The sequence below is a fragment of the Pseudoduganella plicata genome, assembly GCF_004421005.1.
Taxonomy (GTDB): domain Bacteria; phylum Pseudomonadota; class Gammaproteobacteria; order Burkholderiales; family Burkholderiaceae_D; genus Rugamonas; species Rugamonas plicata.
Map to the genome: position 1 here is coordinate 2114982 of NZ_CP038026.1, position 16499 is coordinate 2131480.

Below are 16499 nucleotides of genomic sequence, written 5' to 3' on the forward strand. Positions count from 1 at the left end.
CAGTCATATCGCGCGGTTACATTCGCCGTTTTGAATTTTTCTCGACAGGATCAGCATGAACACGAAGCAGAGGACGGCGAATCAGGTAATGGTGGCGGCGCTGGTCGCTGTGGGTCTGGTCAGCCTGGGCGGTTGCGGCAGCAATGACAACAACTGGGCCGAGCCGACGCCACAACCGCCCGCGCCCGGCAAGATCGCCGAAGGCACGACCGTCACGTTCGCGCTAATGGAAACCACCGACCTGCATTCGAATGTCCTGAGCTACAACTACTACTCGCTGGCCGAGGACACGAGCCTGGGCATGGAGCGCACCGCCACGCTGATCCAGGCGGCACGCGCGGAAAACCCGAACAACGTGCTGCTGGACGACGGCGACGTCATCCAGGGCACGCTGCTGGGCGACCTGCAGGCCGTCACCGCACCGATCCCCTGCTCCGGTACGCTCGCCGTGCACAAGGCGATGAACGCGCTCAAGTACGACGGCGGCGGCATGGGCAACCATGAATTCAACTATGGCCTGCCGTTCCTGTCGCAGGTCACCAACACCGACTTCAATATCCCCGGTGTGACCAAGCCGACGGGCACCTGCGGCGCGCCGGCCTTCCCGCTCGTCCTCAGCAACGTAACGGGCGTCGCCAGCGGCAAGCCGATCTTCCAGCCGTATGCCGTGCTGCCGCGCACCTTCAAGGCCACGGCGCCGGACGGCAGCAGCGTGGACGTCAAGCTCAACGTGGGCATCATGAGCTTCGTGCCGCCGCAGATCCTCGAGTGGGACCAGAAGAACCTGGCCGGCAAGGTCGCCGTCAGCGGCGCGAAGGAAGCAGCGCAGCAGTACATTCCCGAGCTGCGCGCCAAGGGTGCCGATGTGATCGTCGCGCTGTCGCACGGCGGCCTCGATCCGAGCCCGTACAGCCCGAAGATGGAAAACCAGAGTTATCACCTGGCCGGTACCGGCATCGACGCGCTGATGGTCGGCCACTCGCACCTGATCTTCCCGAAGGGGAAGGAGACGGGTGCGGCGGCGCTCGATCCCTCGCTGGCCGCGCTGCCGGCGGGCGCCAATATCGACGCCATCAACGGTTTTGTGAACGGCGTGCCGACCGTGATGGCGCAGAGCTGGGGCAGGCGCCTGGGCATCATCAGGATGACGATGGTCTACCAGGGCGGCAAGTGGGTCACGCAGCCAACGAAGACCACCGTCGAGTCGCGCGGCTTCAAGTACACGGATGGCACGACGCTCGTGAAGGCCGATCCCGCGATCGCCTCGCTGGTGGCGACCGAGCATGAGGCCACGATCGCCTATGCCAAGCAGCCGCTGGGCGTGACGACGGACTTCGAGATGTCGTCGTATTTCTCGCTGGTGGGCGATGTCTCGGCCATCCAGCTGGTGAACCAGGCGCAGATCGACTACGTGAAGAACTTCATTGGCACGTCGACCGACCCGGTGCTGTCGTCGTATAAAAATATTCCCGTGATCTCGTGCAGCGCGCCGTTCAAGGCGGGCCGCAACGGACCTTCCGACTTCACCGACGTCGCGCCAGGCGCCAGCGCCGCCGCGCCGGTCGGTCTGCAGGTGCGCAATCCGGGCGACCTTTACCTGTACAGCAATAACAACCTGCAGGCCGTCAAGATCAAGGGCGCCGACCTGAAGGCGTGGCTGGAAGCGTCCGCAAAACAGTTCGGCCAGATCGATCCGGCCAGGACGGCGGAACAGGACCTGGTGCCAAGCTACGGCACGATCTACAACTACGACGTCTTCTACGCCGAGAACAACGCGCTGACCTATCAGATCGACGTGACGAAACCGGCGGGCAGCCGCATCGTCAACCTGGTCTACCAGGGCAAGCCTGTGGCGGACACGGACGACTTCATCGTCGCCACCAACGACTACCGCGCCGGCGGCGGCGGCAACGTGCCCGGCATCGACGGCAGCAAGACCATCATCAAGTCGCCCGACGCCAACCAGACGGTGGTCAGCAACTACCTGCAGAAGGTCGGCAAGGCCAGCGGCAAGGTGACGCTGGCCGGGAACGGCAGCGCGCGCAGCTGGTCGTTCGCGAAAGTAAAGACCGCCGGTCCCGTGATCCTGCGCTCCGCGCCGGGCCAGCTGGCACTGGCGCGCAGCAGCGGTATCGCCGCCGTCACGGCCGAAGGCGGCCTCGATGCGAGCGGCTTCGCCAAGTACACCATCGACCTGTCGAAGTGATGACGGTACGGTGCGCTTGTGCGATCGTGCTGGCGGCGGCGCTGGCAGGCTGCGGCCATGAAGCCGTGCCGACGTCGGCGCAGATCGAGGCGCTGGCGATGACTGCGGCGCAGCGTGGCGACCCGGCGGCCGAACAGCGGCTGCAGCGGCTTGCCGTGCAGGGCGCGACGGTGGCGCAGCGTGAGCTGGGCATCCTGTATCGCGCCCGCCCGGCGGCCCGCGCCGATGCGCAACGCCTGCTGCTGCAGGCCGCGCAGGCCGGCGACGCGCAAGCGGCGTTTCATCTGGGGGAGCTGTATCGCGTACCGGCCGCCGGCATCGCGGCCGACCCCGCTGCCGCGTGGCCGTGGTACCAGCGCGCCGCGGAAGGCGGCCAGGCGAAGGCCGCGTTGCAGCTCGGGCTGATGGCAAAGAACGGCAACGGCGTGCCACGGGACGCGGCGGTGGCCGCACGCTGGCTGCAGCTGGCCGCGGAACTGGGCAACGCGCACGCGATGTTCCTGCTGTCGTACGCCTACCGCGAAGGCGAAGGCGTGACGCGCGACCCGGCCAGGGCGGCCGTATTGCTGGAGGAAGCGGCGGAACACGAGTACCCGCCGGCGCTGCAGGAACTGGCGCTGACCACGCAGGACCCGACCCGCGCGGGGCACCTGATGAAGGAAGCAACCGAGCACCGGCGCAATAACTGGAACCGGTTCTAGGAAAACCTCGGGACAGCCCCAATGGCGTGAAGTTAAGGTATCTGGGATCGTGGTAGCGGCTGAGAAGGGCCGGGCCAGGGAGGCGTGGTGGCGTGCACGCCCCCGCCGCTACGCAGGCAGGAGCGATGCTCTTGAATTCCCTGCTTCGCCCCGCCGGGTCCGGCCCCGGATCTCATCAGCCGCCGACACGGCCCGCGTGAAAGCCGGATCAACTTAACGGCATTAGCGTCAGTCCCCTGGATACGCCGGCAGCAAGCGCGGAATCGATCACTTGCCGGGAACAGACCCCAGCGTCGCCAGCTCTCGCGTCATGTTGACGATGGCCAGCTCGTTATACTGGTCGGCGAACCAGCGGTTGCCGAACAGCTGACGTCCCTCGGCCTTGCCGCGCAGGTGCGCCAGGACCTGGCCGCGCTGGCTCGTGTAGTGATCTTCCTCCACGTGCGCATACTCGGCGCGGATGCCGCGCGCATAGTGCTCGTACACTTCCTGATCCTGCCCCAGGATGGCCAGGTCCACGCCCAGCATGATGTCCTTCAGCGGATGGGTAACCGCGCCGCCCTGGAAATGATCCGTCGCGCGGATCAGCTGCGCCACTTCGTCGGCAACCGAAGAGTCCCAGGCCAGATCGCTCTCCAGCCAGAGCCGTGCGCTCGCCTCCTCGTTGGAGACGCCGTCCGCGGCCGCGTGCGTGTACACGGCATCGTGGAACCAGAACGCGGCACGCACGATGTCGACATCGCGCTGGGCGGGCCGGGTATTGGCGCTCCAGGCGCGCACTTCGGACAGGCCATGCACCAGGTGATCGAGGTTGTGATAATGCCGCTCGGCGCCGCCGTAGGCTTCCGCCCCGGTCAGGCGGGCGAACCACGCCTGCGCGTTGGCCGCCGCCGCATCGTCGCCGGCCGGCCACATCGACTGCCATTCCTTGTGCAGCCAGTCGAGGATCCACGAACGGTACGCGGGACCGGGGACGAACTTCTTCATCGTCCAGTTCCACCCCACCGGGCCTTCCAGCGCCTTGACGAAGCTGGAGCTGACGGAACCCAGGTCGCGCGGGGGCATGACGAACAGCGTCTTGGCGCCGCCGATCACTTCCACGTTGGTTTGCTGGATCAGGTTTTCGTAATCGAAATCGGCCGTCGTGCGGATGCCGCGGATCAGGTAGTCGATGCCGTGCTTGCGCGCCACGCGGGCCGTGTAGTCGCTTTTCACCGTCACGACCTGCACGTTGTCCCACCGGCGTTCGGCGCAGCTTTCCAGCACGATGGCGCGGCGCTCCTCGGCGGAGAACCGCGGCGCCTTGGTCGAATTCTCCGACAGGAAGACGACCACTTCCTCGGCAATCGAACGGGCCTCGCCAATGACCCACATATGGCCGTTCGTGATCGGGTCGAGAGTGCCCGAGAAACCGATTTTTTTCATCCGCTGCCCTGTTGGCCAAATGTCAATAACGCCATTCTAGCCGACCGGCGCGGCCGATGCGATGGTCAGGCCGGCGCCTTCGCCGACGCAGCCGGCTTGCCGCTGGCCGGCTGCGCCGGCGGGAACGCCACCTGCACCAGCAGGCCGCCCAGCCGGGGCGACGCATCGAGCGTCAGCGTGGCGCCATGGCGCTCGGCGATTGCCTTGATGATCGCCAGTCCCAGGCCACTGCCGGTGGCCGTGCTGCCCGGCACGCGGTAAAAGCGGCTGAACACGCGCTCGCGCTCTTCCGGCGAGATGCCCGGCCCGCTGTCCTCGACGACCAGCGTGGCGCCGCCGTCGGCAGCGCGCACGGACACGTCCACCGTGCCGCCCGCCGGCGTGTACTTGACGGCGTTGTCGATCAGGTTGCGCAAGAGGACCAGCAGCGCATCGCCCTGCCCCTGCACGACGGCTTCTTGCGCTTCGTGCATGCCGACGTCGATCTCGCGCGCGGCCGCTGCGCCCACCATGTCGCCCAGGGTGCGCTTGGCCAGGTCCGTCAGGTTGACCGGCTCCAGTTTCGCCTCGGTCGCCTCCTGGCGCGCCAGCACGAGCAACTGCTCGACGAGGCGGGTGGCGCGTTCAATCCCCGCCGTCAGGCGGCCGATGGCAACGGAACGCGCGGCGTCGTCCTCGGCGCGGTCCAGGCTGAGCACCTGCAGCTTCAGCGCCGCCAGCGGCGAACGCAGTTCATGCGCCGCGTCCGCGACGAAGTGCTGCTGCGCGTCGAACGCCGTGCGCACTCGTCCGAACAGCAGGTTCAGTTCATGCACCAGCGGTTTCACCTCGTCCGGGAGATCCGATTCGGACACGGGCGACAGGTCGTCCGCCTGGCGCGACGCCACCTGGCGGCGCACCCGCGCCACGGGCGCCAGCGAACCGCTGACGACCCACCAGACCACCAGCATCAGCACGGGCGCCATCATCGCGATGGGGCCGACGGTGCGCAGCGCCAGCGCACCGGCCATGCGCTTGCGCACGGCCATGTCCTGCGCGATCTGGACGGTCTGGTTGCTGGTCTGGACGGAGAACACGCGGTACGTGGTGCCCTTGGCCTTGACGTTCGAGAAGCCCAGCACCGCCCGCTGCGGCAGCTCGGCGCGCGAAATCGAGCGGAACACCTGGATGCCGTCCGGCGTCCAGACCTGCACCACCATGTCGTCGTTGCCCGGATCGGCGCTGGGGCCATGGGTGGAATTGGCCAGCGGGACGCCGGAACGCAGCGCCAGCGCCATCTGCTGCATGTGGTAGTCGAAGATCTGGTCGGCGTCGTGCAAGGCGCTGCGGTAGGCGATCATCGCCTGCGCCAGCGCGGCCATCGTGATGGCCGCCAGCAGGAACCACAGCAGGCGCCCGCGCAGCGAGTGCGAGACACTGACCTTCGGCATCATACTTTCGGCACCATGTAGCCAAGTCCGCGCACGTTCTGAATCAGTTCGCTGCCCAGCTTCTTGCGCAGGCCGTGGATATACACTTCGACGGCATTGCTGTTGACTTCATCCTTCCAGCTGTACAGCTTTTCCTCCAGCTGGGCGCGCGACAGCACGATGCCGGGGCGCGCGATCAGCGCTTCCAGCACGGCCCATTCGCGGGCGGACAGGCTGACCGGCTGGCCTTCGGCCAGCACTTCGCGGGTCTGCGGATTGATGGAGACCCCCTTGTGCTCGAACACGGGTTCGGCGCGGCCGGCCGAACGGCGCAGCAGTGCGCGGATGCGGGCCAGCAGTTCGTCCAGGTCGTACGGTTTCAGCACGTAGTCGTCCGCGCCCGCATCCAGGCCGGCGATGCGCTGTTCGACGGCATCGCGCGCCGTGGCCACCAGCACGGGCGTGAGCTCCTTGCGCGTGCGCATCGAGCGCAGCACTTCCAGCCCGTCCTTGCGCGGCAGGCCCAGGTCCAGCAGCACCAGGTCGTACGTCTGGGTCTGCAGCGCGGTATCGGCCATCGCGCCGTCCTTGACCCAATCGACGGCGTAATGCTCGGCCCGGAGCAGGTCCAGTACCACTTCACCGATCATCACATCGTCTTCCACCAGCAGCAGCCGCATAATCGTTCCTCTCTGTGTTTATCGGCCGCCCGCCGGGTCAATCCGGCTGGCGGCATCGCCATGGCGGCGGGCGCAGTTTATACCACGCGGGTCAGCCGAGCAGGCTTCAGCCCAGGCGCACGGGGATGAAAATCCGTTCCTCGCCGCGCTGGATCAGCAGCGCTACCGAGCGGTCCGAACGCGACACCACGTCGCGCACCTGCTCCACCGACGTGACGGTACGGCCGTTCACGGACAGCAGCACGTCGCCCGGCATCACGCCGGCGCTGGCAGCCGCGCCGCCGGCATCCTCGATCACGAGGCCGGCCGGGAGACCCATCTGGCGCCGTTCGAGCTGGTCGAGCGGGCGCAGTGCGAGACCCAGGCGCAGCTTGTCCGCCGGAGCGCGTTGCTCGGCGCTGGCGAGGACGCGGTCGTTGGCGTTACCCAGCTTGCCCGTCAACGTGACGGCCTTGCCCTGGCGCCAGACGTCCATCGTCAGCTTGTCGCCCGGCTTGGCCAGTGCCACCATGGCGGGCAGATCGCCCGACGCCACGATCTTCTGGCCGTTGACGGAGCGAATCACGTCGCCCGGTTTCAGGCCGGCCTGCTCGCCCGGACTGCCCGGCTGGATATTGGCGACCAGCGCGCCTTCCGGCGTGGGCAGGCCGAACGAGTCGGCAAAGCTCTGGTTCACCTCCTGCACCGTCACGCCCAGCCTGGCATGCACGACCTTGCCGGTCGCGACGATCTGGTCCTTGATGCGCGTGGCCAGGTCGATCGGGATGGCGAACGACAGGCCCTGGTAGCCGCCCGTCTGGCTGTAGATCTGCGAGTTGATGCCGACGACTTCCCCCTTCGTATTGAACAGCGGGCCGCCCGAGTTGCCGGGGTTGACGGCGACGTCGGTCTGGATGAACGGCACGTTGCTGTCGTCCGGCAGCGAGCGGCCCTTGGCGCTGACGACGCCGGCCGTCACGGTGCTTTCCAGGCCGAACGGCGAACCGATGGCCAGCACCCACTCGCCCACTTTCAGGTCGGTGGAACGGCCCAGCGGCACGACCGGCAGGTTTTTCGCATCGATCTTCAGCACGGCCACGTCGGTCTTCGGATCGGAACCCAGCACCTTGGCGCGGAACTCGCGGCGGTCGGTCAGCTTGACCGACACCTCGCTGGCGTCGCGCACGACGTGAGCATTGGTCAGGATAATGCCGTCGGCACTGATGATGAAGCCTGAACCGACACCATGGCTGGGCGCCTCGTTGCCGCCGCCGCGCTGCGGGCCCTGGAAGCGACGGAAGAATTCGAAGAACGGGTCGTCTGCAAACGGTTCGCCGCGCCCGTCATAGGCGGCGCGCACGCGCCCGGTCGTGCTGATATTGACGACGGCCGGACCGTTGCGCGACGCGATTACGCTGAAATCAGGCAGCGCGATCATCGGCGCCGGCGTCGGCGCGGGCGCACCGGCAGCCGCGTTGGTTGGTGCTGCGGCAGCCGGTGCTGCGGCGGCCAACGCCGGCGCCGGCGCGGCCTCGGCCGCATTGTTCCGTTGTACCGCGATCGCCGCGCCGGCGCCCAGCACGCCGACCGCGCACAGCGTCGCGACCAGGCGCTTCATCGTCATCGAGACAACAGTAGTCTTGCTCATCGCTGTACTCCACATGAATCAGTTATCGATGTCAACAATATGAGGCCACAAGCTTAGTCCGTCCTTAATCGCGCCGGCGATGCGCCCGGTGCGGTGCCGCCAGACGCACAAAGGCCGGGTTGCCCCGGCCTGTTACTGCATGCTTGACGCGGACCGGAGCCCGGTTTTCCCGCGTCTGCCGTCGGCTTACGCGGCGTCGCGTTTGTCGTCCAGCGCGGTGACGGTGGCACCGGCCCCGTCGATGGCGATCTTGCGTGGCTTCATCGCTTCGGGCACTTCACGCACCAGGTCGACGGTGAGCATGCCGTTGTTGAACGACGCGCCCGTCACCTTGACGTGATTGGCGAGCTGGAAGCGCTGCTCGAAGTCGCGCGCCGCGATACCGCGATGCAGGAAGGTGCGCTCGACGGCATCCTTCTGCTTGCGGCCCACCACGACGAGCGAGTCGCGCTCCGACGTGATGTCGATTTCGGAACGGTCGAAGCCGGCCAGCGCCATCACGATGCGATACTGGTCTTCGCTGACCAGTTCGATGTTATAGGGCGGATAGCTGGGCTGCGTGTCGTTGTTCAGCAGCTGGGCCAGGCGATCGAAGCCGATGGCGGTACGGTACAGCGGAGTCAGGTCAAAAGTACGCATTTCTTATCCTCCTGAGAAGCGATAGTGTTTGCGGCCCCCATCCGGGCAGCCGCGGGTACAAAACAGTGCAACGATTTCGACGGTCCTGATTGGCGGGCACCGTGCGGCGCCCGCCGGCACCGGAATCAGGCATTCAGCCATTCCGGCATCAGCGCGTGGACCCGGGCGAACCTGGACTGGCCGGCGCCGCGTCAGGCCGCGCGTTGCTCTTCGATGGCGGGCACGTCGGCGTTCGCGACGCCATCGATGGCGATCTTGCGTGGCTTGAGCGCTTCGGGCACTTCACGCACCAGGTCGATGGTGAGCATGCCGTTGTTGAAGGACGCGCCCGTTACCTTGACATGGTTGGCCAGCTGGAAGCGCTGCTCGAAGTCGCGTGCCGCGATGCCGCGGTGCAGATAGGTGCGCTCGGTGCCGTCCTTCTGCTTGCGACCGACGATGTGCAGCGTGTCGCGTTCGCTGGTGATGTCGATTTCCGAACGGTCGAAGCCGGCCAGCGCCATGACGATGCGGTACTGGTCTTCCGACACGAGTTCGATGTTGTAGGGTGGGTAGCTGGGCTGTGCCTCGGCGTTATTCAGCATCTGGGCCAGGCGGTCGAAGCCGATAGCGGTACGGTACAGCGGAGTCGGATCAAAAGTACGCATGATGGATATCCTTTCAAAGTTAAGCGATACCGGAAGACGCATCGGACGATCCGCAGCGGCATGCCGCGGTGCTCCGTGTGTCTTCAAGAGCCGCGGTCCCCATCCGGGCAACCGCTGAATCCAATATAGAACTGCCGGAATCGGTTTCAAGGGAGTTTCTGCAAAAATTTTTGCTGTTACTTTCTGAAACATTTCACATTTCCCACGTGCTACACTCGCCCGCTGGATGACTCTGACCACACGCCCCATGCCCCTGCACTTTGCTCCGCGCGCAGCGATCCTGCCGCTGCTGCTGGCCACCGCTTTCTGCGCCAAGGCCGACCCGCTGCCCCCTTCGCTCGACCAGCCCTACCCGGGCACGATCCGGATGAAGATCGACGCTTCCGATACGGCCCGCAATATCTTCCGCGTCCAGGAAACCATTCCGGTCAAGCCGGGCAAGCTCACCTTGCTGTACCCGCAATGGGTCACGGCGCAGCATGGTCCCACCGGCGCGCTGCATCAGCTGGCCGGCCTGAAAGTCACGGCGAACGGCAAGGCCGTGCCGTGGAAGCGCGACCCGCTCAATGTCTATGCGTTCCAGATCGACGTGCCGAAAGGCGCGCAGGCTGTGGAAGTGGAATACCAGCACCTGTCGCCCACCGAAGGCGGCCAGGGCCGTATCGCCGTGACGCCCGATATCCTCGGCATCCAGTGGCAGTCGATGACGATGTATCCCGCCGGTTACCACACACGCCGCATCCCTATCCAGACCACGCTGACACTGCCCGCCGGATGGCAGTACGGCACGGCGCTGGAGACGGCCAGGCGCACGGGCGACCAGATCGAATTCAAGACCACCGACCTGGAAACCTTCATCGACTCGCCCCTGTTTGCGGGCCGGTATTACAAACAGTTCGACCTGGATCCGGGCGCCAAAGTTCCCGTCAGGCTGAACGTCGTAGCAGACTCGGCCGAAGCGCTCGACGCCAAGCCGGAGCAGATCGAGCTGCACCGCGCGCTGATCAAGCAGGCTTACAAGCTGTTCAACTCGCAGCACTACACGCATTACGATTTCCTGTTTGCCCTGTCCGATGAATTCGGCGGCGTGGGCCGCGAGCACCACCAGTCCAGCGAGAACGGCGTCAAGAGCAATTACTTCACCGAGTGGAGCAAGACGGAAGCCGTGCGCACGCTGCTACCGCACGAATTCACGCACTCGTGGAACGGCAAGTTCCGCCGCCCGAAGGGCCAGGACGTGCCGGATTTTAATTCTCCGCTCGATAACAGCCTGTTGTGGGTCTACGAAGGTCAGACGCAATACTGGGGACAGGTACTCGCGTCCCGCTCGGGGCTGGTGAAACTGTCCAGCGTGCGCGACATGATCGCCGCCACCGCGGCGACGTACGCGAACGTGCAGGGCCGCTCGTGGCGCCCGGTTGTCGACACGACCAACGATCCGATCATCAGCCAGCGCCGGCCGCAGGTCTGGCCGAACTGGCAGCGCAGCGAGGACTATTATGCGGAAGGCGCGCTGATCTGGCTGGACGTGGACACGAAGATCCGTGAACTGTCCGGCGACAAACGCTCGCTGGACGACTTTGCGCGCGGCTTCTTCGGTGTCGACGACGGCGTCAACGTGGCCAAGCACTATACGTTCGACGACGTCGTCAAGGCGCTGACGGCGGTGCAGCCGTTCGACTGGGCGCCGTTCCTGAAGAAGAAGGTGGAGGAAGTCGGCCCCGCGCCACTCGACGGCCTGGCACGCGCCGGCTGGAAGCTCGTCTATACCGACACGCAGACGGAGTTCCTGAAGGGCATCGAAGAGCAGAGCAAGACGGCAAATTTCCAGTTTTCGCTGGGCTTCTCCGTCGGCAGCGACGGCAAGATCGTCGGCATTGTCTGGGATGGGCTCGGCTTCAAGGCCGGCCTGTCGGGCAATACGACGCTGCTGGCGGTCAACGGCCGCGCCTACAAGCCGGAGCTGCTGCGTGCCGCCGTCACGAAAGCGAAGACGGATAGCAAGCCGATCGACCTGCTCGTCAAGCACGGCAACGACTACCGCACCGTTTCGCTCGATTATCATGGCGGCCTGAAATATCCGCGCCTGGAGCGCATCGCCGGCACCCCGGATCGTCTGGAAGCCATCCTGCAGCCGGTCAAGTAAGCGCATTCGGCATTGCGTGCACGGGCGCACGTTCCTGACGGGACGTGCGCCCGTGTTACGTGCGCTTCAATACAGCTCCTCAAACGAAATGGAGAATCCGATGATCACGTTGCATACCTGGACGACACCGAATGGCCGCAAGCCGCTCATCATGCTGGAGGAACTGGGTGTGCCTTACCGGATCGTTCCCGTCAATCTCGCGGAACGCGCGCAATTCCGCCCGGAATTCCTGGCAATCTCCCCAACAACAAGATTCCCGCGCTGGTCGACGAGGAGGCGGACGGCGGGCCGCTGACGATGTTTGAAAGCGGTGCCATCCTTACTTATCTGGCGGAGCGGCATGGCCGGCTGCTGCCCGCGCAGGGTCCGGCCCGCTACCAGGTGCTGACGTGGCTGCACTGGCAGATCGGCGGCGTCGGCCCGATGATCGGCCAGCTGGGTGCGTTTTCCCGGCAAGGCGATAATCCGGACGCCACGACGCACTTCGTCCGGGAAGCCGAGCGCCTGCTGGGCGTGCTCGAAGGCCAGCTCTCCCGCACCGGCCACCTGGGCGGCGACGGGTATTCGATTGCCGATGTCGCGCTTTATCCGTGGATCGTGGCCGCCGGCGAAAGGCTGGGGCCACAGCTTGGCGAGACACTGGCCGGCAAGGCGTCTCTGCAGCGCTGGCTCAAGTCAGTCGGCGAACGGCCTGCAGTGCAGAGGGCGATGGCCTGGCAAGGGACGGCGCAGGGCTGAGCTTTCCCGTGTGCCGCCGCAGCCCTGGTGGCTGGGTGCGCGGACTCGCCTGTGTCAGCGGCCGTCGGTCGTTTGGCTGTCGAATGTTTCAGCTGATGCTCCGTGAAACCGGCTGGCGGCAGTGAGACGGCCGGGTCAGGCCATCCCGCGGCACCAGTCATCGCGACCCAGCAGGTATTCGACATTGCGGCCGTCGTCGCACAGGCCGAGGCGGCGCCAGCCTTGCGCGGCATAGAAGCGGTCCGCGCGCGTGCCGGCCGCTGTCGTCAGCGCGACGCTGTCGTGGCCCGTGGCGAACAGCCAATCGACAGCCAGACCCAGCAAACTCCGGGCCAGTCCCCGTCCTTCCCAGCCCGGCTGGACGAACAATGCCCAGATCGATCCATCGATGCTGTCCGCATAACAGAACGCCACGATGGCGCCATCGACCTCGGCAACCCAGCCGCGTCCCGAATGGTCCAGGTAGTCCTCGTACATTGCAGCGGTGATGCGGCCAGGGTCGGACAGCACATTCTCGGTAACGGCCAGCCGGATGGCCGACATGGCGGGAATGTCGGCCCGTTCGGCGCGGCGGAACAGTGGCGGCGGGTGCGTTGGCATGGACTGGTGAATAATGACGGCGTTGACTGGAGTACGTGACGCGGCGATGCAGTCGCCGTTCGTTACCCCGCCCCATCCAGGTACCGCGTGCTCCACGCCGCAATCAGGTTGGCGACGTAGACGGCGTCCTCGCGTCGCGTCAGCAGGTGGTCGGCACTGTCCAGGCTGATATAGCTTTTCGGATGCTTCGCCGCCTTGAAGATGTTCATCGCGTTCTCGATACCCACCGTTGTGTCGCCAGGCGCGTGCATGACCAGCAGCGCCTTGCGCATCGCCGCGATTTTCGGTTGCAGCGTGTGCTCCGCCACGTCCTCCAGGAACTGCCGGCGGATGCGGAACGGCCGCCCCGCCAGCTGCACCTGCGCTTCGCCGGCGGCGACGATCGTGTCGAGCTGCGGGCCGAACAGGTGCGTCACGTGCGACGGATCGCTGGGCGCGGCGATCGTCACGACGGCGCGGACTTCCGGCACGTTGCCGGCGACGGCCAGCGTGGCCGCGCCGCCCAGGCTGTGGCCGATCAGGATCTGCGGTGCCGCGTAGTGCGCGCGCAGATAATCCGCCGCGGCGACCAGATCGGCGATATTCGACGAAAAATTCGTGTTGGCGAAATCGCCTTCGCTGGCACCCAGGCCTGTGAAGTCGAAGCGCAGCACGGCGATGCCATGATCCGTCAGCGCCTGTGCGATGCTGCTGGCCGCGAACACGTCCTTGCCACAGGTGAAGCAGTGCGCAAACAGCGCGTAGGCGCGGATCGTGCCTTGCGGCGAATCCAGCCGCGCCGCCAGCAGGGCGCCGCTGGCACCGGGGAAGTCGAGTCGTTGTGCCTGCATGGATGTTCCTGTCGCGATCGATGCCCGTACTCTGCACGGGAAACGGCCGTGTGGCAAGGGAGCGGTCTGCACACGCCGTGTACGGTTGGGTATGTCAGCGTTATGTGTGGGTGTGGGGCATCAGGCGGTTGTTCGTAGAGCTGCTCGTGCGGCTCCTCGATGGTTGCATCAGGTGGTTGCTTGTCGGGCTGCTCGGCGGTTGCTCGGCGGTTGCTCGGCGGTTGCTCGGCGGTTGCTTAAGCGGTTGTATCAGCCGGTTGTATCAGCCGGTTGTATCAGCCGGTTGTATCAGGCGGCTGCATCAGCGACTGCATCAGCGGCTGCATGAGGCGGCGGCCTGGGCGGCTGGATCAGTGGCTATCTCGGGCAACGGTTCGGCGACGGCGCGGCGGCTGTTCGGCGGCTGCATGAAGCGGCTGCGGCAAAGTCAGTATCCGAGGGCTGCGCAAGGGACCGCATCAAGAAACAGCATCAGCGCATGGCCGGCTGGGCTGCATGAAGGTCGGCTTGAACGGCTGAGTGAAGGACAGCATGATGGGCGACATGAACCCGCGTTCGATACCGCGTGGCCCTGACGTGCTGGCGGTAACCGCCGTCAACCAAACAAGCCGTGCAGATACCAGCGCGGCTCGGAGTCCTCCTCCGTGCCCGTCAGGCGTTCCCGATATACCCAGTAGTGCGCGTTGTCCTCGCCTTGTGCGATGAAATAATCGCGCGTTTGCGTTTCGCCCCACCACCCTGCCTCAATGCGCTCGGCCGACGACACCATCCGCAGCGGGGAGCAATAAAACGGCCGGTGGTCACGCACCAGCAGCGCGATCGGCTTGGCCAGCAGCCACGCAGGCCGCGGCAGGCTGCCGGGCGGCAGCGCCGCCGCCACGTCTGCCGGACGCACCTTCTCCTGCACGGGTGCCCAGCCGTTGGCATATTCGGGCCGGTGGTCGGCGCGGGGGACGGCCTGCAGCACATTATCGGCGCCCAGCCGGGCCACCAGCAATTCAAAAAGACGCAAGCGGTCTTCCTTGCTGCCGCCCGGCTCCGGGAACAGCGAGTCGCTGTGCGGCGCCATCGGCTTGACCTGCAGCGCTTCCAGGCACAGCCCGATGACGGGCGCATCCAGCACCAGCTTGCCCAGCTTTTCCTTTAGCAAGCGCACCAGGTGATCGTCGCGCCAGACGGCTTCGGCCAGCATGATGTCGATCGCCGTGGGCGGCCGCGCCACCCTGCCCCGTTCGTGTTCCAGCAGCAGGCTGATACGCTCGACGGCGAACTGGCGCGCGCACAGCCAGCCCGTCATCTGCTGCAGCAGGCGGCGGGCACCGGCCAGCAGCAGGTCGGCATCCTCGATGCGGCCGAACAGTTCCAGCTTGGCGCGAAAGCTGGGCGGCGCCTCGATCCAGCGGAACATCTCGGCCGTATGGCCGCGCGCGGCATCGAGCACATCCAGCAGCGCACGGCCGCAACGGCGCTGCAGGCCGGGCCGGGGCAGCTGCATCAGGTTGCCCACGGTGAGACAGCCGATGCCCTCCAGCCACGCCAGGTACGGCCGTGCCGGCAGCAGCAGGCTGACCGGCAGGCCCTGCAGCCGGCGCTCCATCTTCTCGATTGTTAAAGAACGTCCCGCCCCGCTGCGTGCCAGCAGCCAGGCGCCGCGCGCCGTGGGAGCTACACCGAGCACCGCCGTAAAACCCAGCGCGCGCAGGCTATCCCGCACCAGTGCGCACAGCCGGCGAATGCCGCCGAACAGACGCAGGCTGGCGCCCACATCGAGCAGCAATGTTGCTTCCTCGCCCTCCGTCACCTGCGGCGTGTACTGCAGCAGGGCCATCGCCACCGCGTGCAGGGCCTCGGCCTCCTGAACGGGCGCGCGTTCATGCAGCGCGATCTCCGGTGCCAGCATCAGCGCGCCGCCGCGGCGCATGCCGGGCCGCACGCCGGCACGCGCCGCCAGGCTCGAGACGGCCAGCACCACCTCGTGTTCCAGCACGGCCGTGCCGACGTCATCCGACCAGCGCGGGCAGAACACTTCGAGCGGGAGCCGGGGCAGATGCAGGCCGATCCATAGTCGCATGTCGTTGCAGTAAAGAAGGTGTCAGGGGCAAAAACAGCGGCGCCTCCCGTTGCGGCCCCCGGCGTTTGATAAAACCGATTTCCATCCCGCCCGCGGCCGCCCGCAACGACAGGCGCAACGGCGCGGGAGAAGCATCCTGCGCGGCCGCCAGCGGCCGCAACAGGCAGAACAGGGTATCGCCGCTTTGCGCCGCCAGATGCAGCCGACGCAATGCCTCGCCCCGCACATGCTGCTGCCACAGCAGCAGCGCACCGCAGCAGCCGCTGCGTAATATCTGCTCGGCCGCCCATAGCGCGTCCGTGCTTTTGCCCGTGTTGCGGATCCAGATCAGCTGGGCCGGATCGATGCCCAGTGCCGCCAGCGCCAATGCCTGCGGTGCATGGGGTGGTTGCAACATGACGATGGGCCGTCCGGCAGCCGCCACCTTCGTCAGCGCGGGCCGCAGCAGGCGCAGTTCGCCGACACCCGGCTGCGGCAGCAACAGCTCGAACAATGTCCCCGTGGGCCAGCCGCCCCCCGGCAGTTGGGTCGACAGGGCCGGATAGCCCGTGTCGACACAGCGGTCGGTGGATTGCGCCAGTTGCGACGCAAGCCAGAGCGAGGGATGCAGGACTTCCGGCGCCGCGATCTGAGCAGTGCGCTGGGCAGTGCCTGAGGCAGTGCCCAGCGCACTGCACGAAACAGCATGCGGAGCAATGAGCGGATCGGAGCGGGCCATGGATGACAATCTTCATATACTGTACATGCATACAGTACCCGCCAGTTCGGCGTTTGACAAGG

At 66.3% G+C, this 16499-nt stretch carries 15 protein-coding genes; 5 read left to right on the forward strand and 10 right to left on the reverse strand.

All coding sequences use genetic code 11. The annotated features are described in order from the left end of the window. Window positions 1–55 precede the first annotated feature (55 nt). On the forward strand, window positions 56–2206 hold the full coding sequence (locus E1742_RS09320; protein WP_134384620.1) for a bifunctional 2',3'-cyclic-nucleotide 2'-phosphodiesterase/3'-nucleotidase: 2151 nt from the start codon (window positions 56–58) through the stop codon (window positions 2204–2206). Continuing rightward, the gene (locus E1742_RS09325) at window positions 2206–2907 is read left to right on the forward strand and encodes a tetratricopeptide repeat protein (RefSeq protein ID WP_134384621.1); all 702 of its coding nucleotides are present in this window, start codon (window positions 2206–2208) and stop codon (window positions 2905–2907) included. The genes E1742_RS09320 and E1742_RS09325 overlap by 1 nt, the downstream gene beginning before the upstream one ends. A 267-nt stretch (window positions 2908–3174) precedes the next feature. Here E1742_RS09325 and coaD read toward each other — a convergent pair whose 3' ends face one another. The 6 genes from coaD to E1742_RS09355 form a co-directional block, all read right to left on the reverse strand. Further along, on the reverse strand, window positions 3175–4332 hold the full coding sequence (gene coaD, locus E1742_RS09330; protein ID WP_134384622.1) for a pantetheine-phosphate adenylyltransferase: 1158 nt from the start codon (window positions 4330–4332) through the stop codon (window positions 3175–3177). A gap of 65 nt (window positions 4333–4397) precedes the next feature. Next, window positions 4398–5765 carry an ATP-binding protein gene (locus E1742_RS09335; protein ID WP_371860214.1) on the reverse strand — a complete coding sequence of 456 codons (1368 nt, stop codon included), beginning with the start codon at window positions 5763–5765 and terminating at the stop codon, window positions 4398–4400. Continuing rightward, the gene (locus E1742_RS09340) at window positions 5762–6421 is read right to left on the reverse strand and encodes a response regulator (RefSeq protein WP_134384624.1); all 660 of its coding nucleotides are present in this window, start codon (window positions 6419–6421) and stop codon (window positions 5762–5764) included. The genes E1742_RS09335 and E1742_RS09340 overlap by 4 nt, the downstream gene beginning before the upstream one ends. A gap of 106 nt (window positions 6422–6527) precedes the next feature. Then, window positions 6528–8048, reverse strand: a complete 1521-nt coding sequence (locus tag E1742_RS09345; RefSeq protein WP_134384625.1) for a DegQ family serine endoprotease — start codon at window positions 8046–8048, stop codon at window positions 6528–6530. Between the two features lie 186 nt (window positions 8049–8234). Next, window positions 8235–8687, reverse strand: a complete 453-nt coding sequence (locus E1742_RS09350; protein WP_134384626.1) for an Hsp20 family protein — start codon at window positions 8685–8687, stop codon at window positions 8235–8237. Window positions 8688–8878: 191 nt separating this feature from the next. Further along, the gene (locus E1742_RS09355; protein ID WP_134384627.1) at window positions 8879–9334 is read right to left on the reverse strand and encodes an Hsp20 family protein; all 456 of its coding nucleotides are present in this window, start codon (window positions 9332–9334) and stop codon (window positions 8879–8881) included. A gap of 247 nt (window positions 9335–9581) precedes the next feature. On the opposite strand from E1742_RS09355, the gene E1742_RS09360 reads away from it, so the two are divergent. From E1742_RS09360 to E1742_RS09365, 3 genes are all read left to right on the forward strand, one after another. Then, window positions 9582–11480: a M61 family metallopeptidase gene (locus tag E1742_RS09360; protein ID WP_134384628.1), complete on the forward strand. Its 1899-nt coding sequence runs from the start codon at window positions 9582–9584 to the stop codon at window positions 11478–11480. Window positions 11481–11580: 100 nt separating this feature from the next. Beyond that, complete coding sequence (locus E1742_RS26690) at window positions 11581–11775, forward strand: glutathione S-transferase N-terminal domain-containing protein (protein WP_229466665.1); 195 nt, start codon at window positions 11581–11583, stop codon at window positions 11773–11775. 2 nt (window positions 11776–11777) lie between these two features. After that, window positions 11778–12218, forward strand: a complete 441-nt coding sequence (locus E1742_RS09365; RefSeq protein ID WP_229466667.1) for a glutathione S-transferase family protein — start codon at window positions 11778–11780, stop codon at window positions 12216–12218. 135 nt (window positions 12219–12353) lie between these two features. Here the strand turns inward: E1742_RS09365 and E1742_RS09370 are convergent, their stop codons facing one another. The 4 genes from E1742_RS09370 to imuA all read right to left on the reverse strand — a co-directional run bounded on the left by E1742_RS09370 (window position 12354) and on the right by imuA (window position 16437). After that, the gene (locus tag E1742_RS09370) at window positions 12354–12818 is read right to left on the reverse strand and encodes a GNAT family N-acetyltransferase (protein ID WP_229466669.1); all 465 of its coding nucleotides are present in this window, start codon (window positions 12816–12818) and stop codon (window positions 12354–12356) included. A 62-nt stretch (window positions 12819–12880) separates the two neighbouring features. Beyond that, complete coding sequence (locus tag E1742_RS09375) at window positions 12881–13648, reverse strand: alpha/beta hydrolase family protein (protein ID WP_134384629.1); 768 nt, start codon at window positions 13646–13648, stop codon at window positions 12881–12883. A gap of 595 nt (window positions 13649–14243) precedes the next feature. Then, a complete protein-coding gene (locus E1742_RS09380; RefSeq protein WP_134384630.1) occupies window positions 14244–15719 on the reverse strand; it encodes a Y-family DNA polymerase in 1476 nt (491 codons plus the stop codon). After that, window positions 15649–16437: a translesion DNA synthesis-associated protein ImuA gene (gene imuA, locus E1742_RS09385; protein ID WP_134384631.1), complete on the reverse strand. Its 789-nt coding sequence runs from the start codon at window positions 16435–16437 to the stop codon at window positions 15649–15651. The genes E1742_RS09380 and imuA overlap by 71 nt, the downstream gene beginning before the upstream one ends. Window positions 16438–16499: the final 62 nt, after the last annotated feature.

Coding starts and splice junctions, on each gene's coding strand:
- E1742_RS09340 (WP_134384624.1), bottom strand. CDS start 6,421: ATGCGGCTGCTGCTGGTGGAAGACGATGTGATGATCGGTGAAGTGGTA.
- E1742_RS09355 (WP_134384627.1), bottom strand. CDS start 9,334: ATGCGTACTTTTGATCCGACTCCGCTGTACCGTACCGCTATCGGCTTC.
- E1742_RS09370 (WP_229466669.1), bottom strand. CDS start 12,818: ATGCCAACGCACCCGCCGCCACTGTTCCGCCGCGCCGAACGGGCCGAC.
- imuA (WP_134384631.1), bottom strand. CDS start 16,437: ATGGCCCGCTCCGATCCGCTCATTGCTCCGCATGCTGTTTCGTGCAGT.
- E1742_RS09345 (WP_134384625.1), bottom strand. CDS start 8,048: ATGAGCAAGACTACTGTTGTCTCGATGACGATGAAGCGCCTGGTCGCG.
- E1742_RS09380 (WP_134384630.1), bottom strand. CDS start 15,719: ATGCGACTATGGATCGGCCTGCATCTGCCCCGGCTCCCGCTCGAAGTG.
- E1742_RS09375 (WP_134384629.1), bottom strand. CDS start 13,648: ATGCAGGCACAACGACTCGACTTCCCCGGTGCCAGCGGCGCCCTGCTG.
- E1742_RS26690 (WP_229466665.1), top strand. CDS start 11,581: ATGATCACGTTGCATACCTGGACGACACCGAATGGCCGCAAGCCGCTC.
- E1742_RS09350 (WP_134384626.1), bottom strand. CDS start 8,687: ATGCGTACTTTTGACCTGACTCCGCTGTACCGTACCGCCATCGGCTTC.
- E1742_RS09325 (WP_134384621.1), top strand. CDS start 2,206: ATGACGGTACGGTGCGCTTGTGCGATCGTGCTGGCGGCGGCGCTGGCA.
- E1742_RS09365 (WP_229466667.1), top strand. CDS start 11,778: ATGTTTGAAAGCGGTGCCATCCTTACTTATCTGGCGGAGCGGCATGGC.
- E1742_RS09335 (WP_371860214.1), bottom strand. CDS start 5,765: ATGATGCCGAAGGTCAGTGTCTCGCACTCGCTGCGCGGGCGCCTGCTG.
- coaD (WP_134384622.1), bottom strand. CDS start 4,332: ATGAAAAAAATCGGTTTCTCGGGCACTCTCGACCCGATCACGAACGGC.
- E1742_RS09360 (WP_134384628.1), top strand. CDS start 9,582: ATGCCCCTGCACTTTGCTCCGCGCGCAGCGATCCTGCCGCTGCTGCTG.
- E1742_RS09320 (WP_134384620.1), top strand. CDS start 56: ATGAACACGAAGCAGAGGACGGCGAATCAGGTAATGGTGGCGGCGCTG.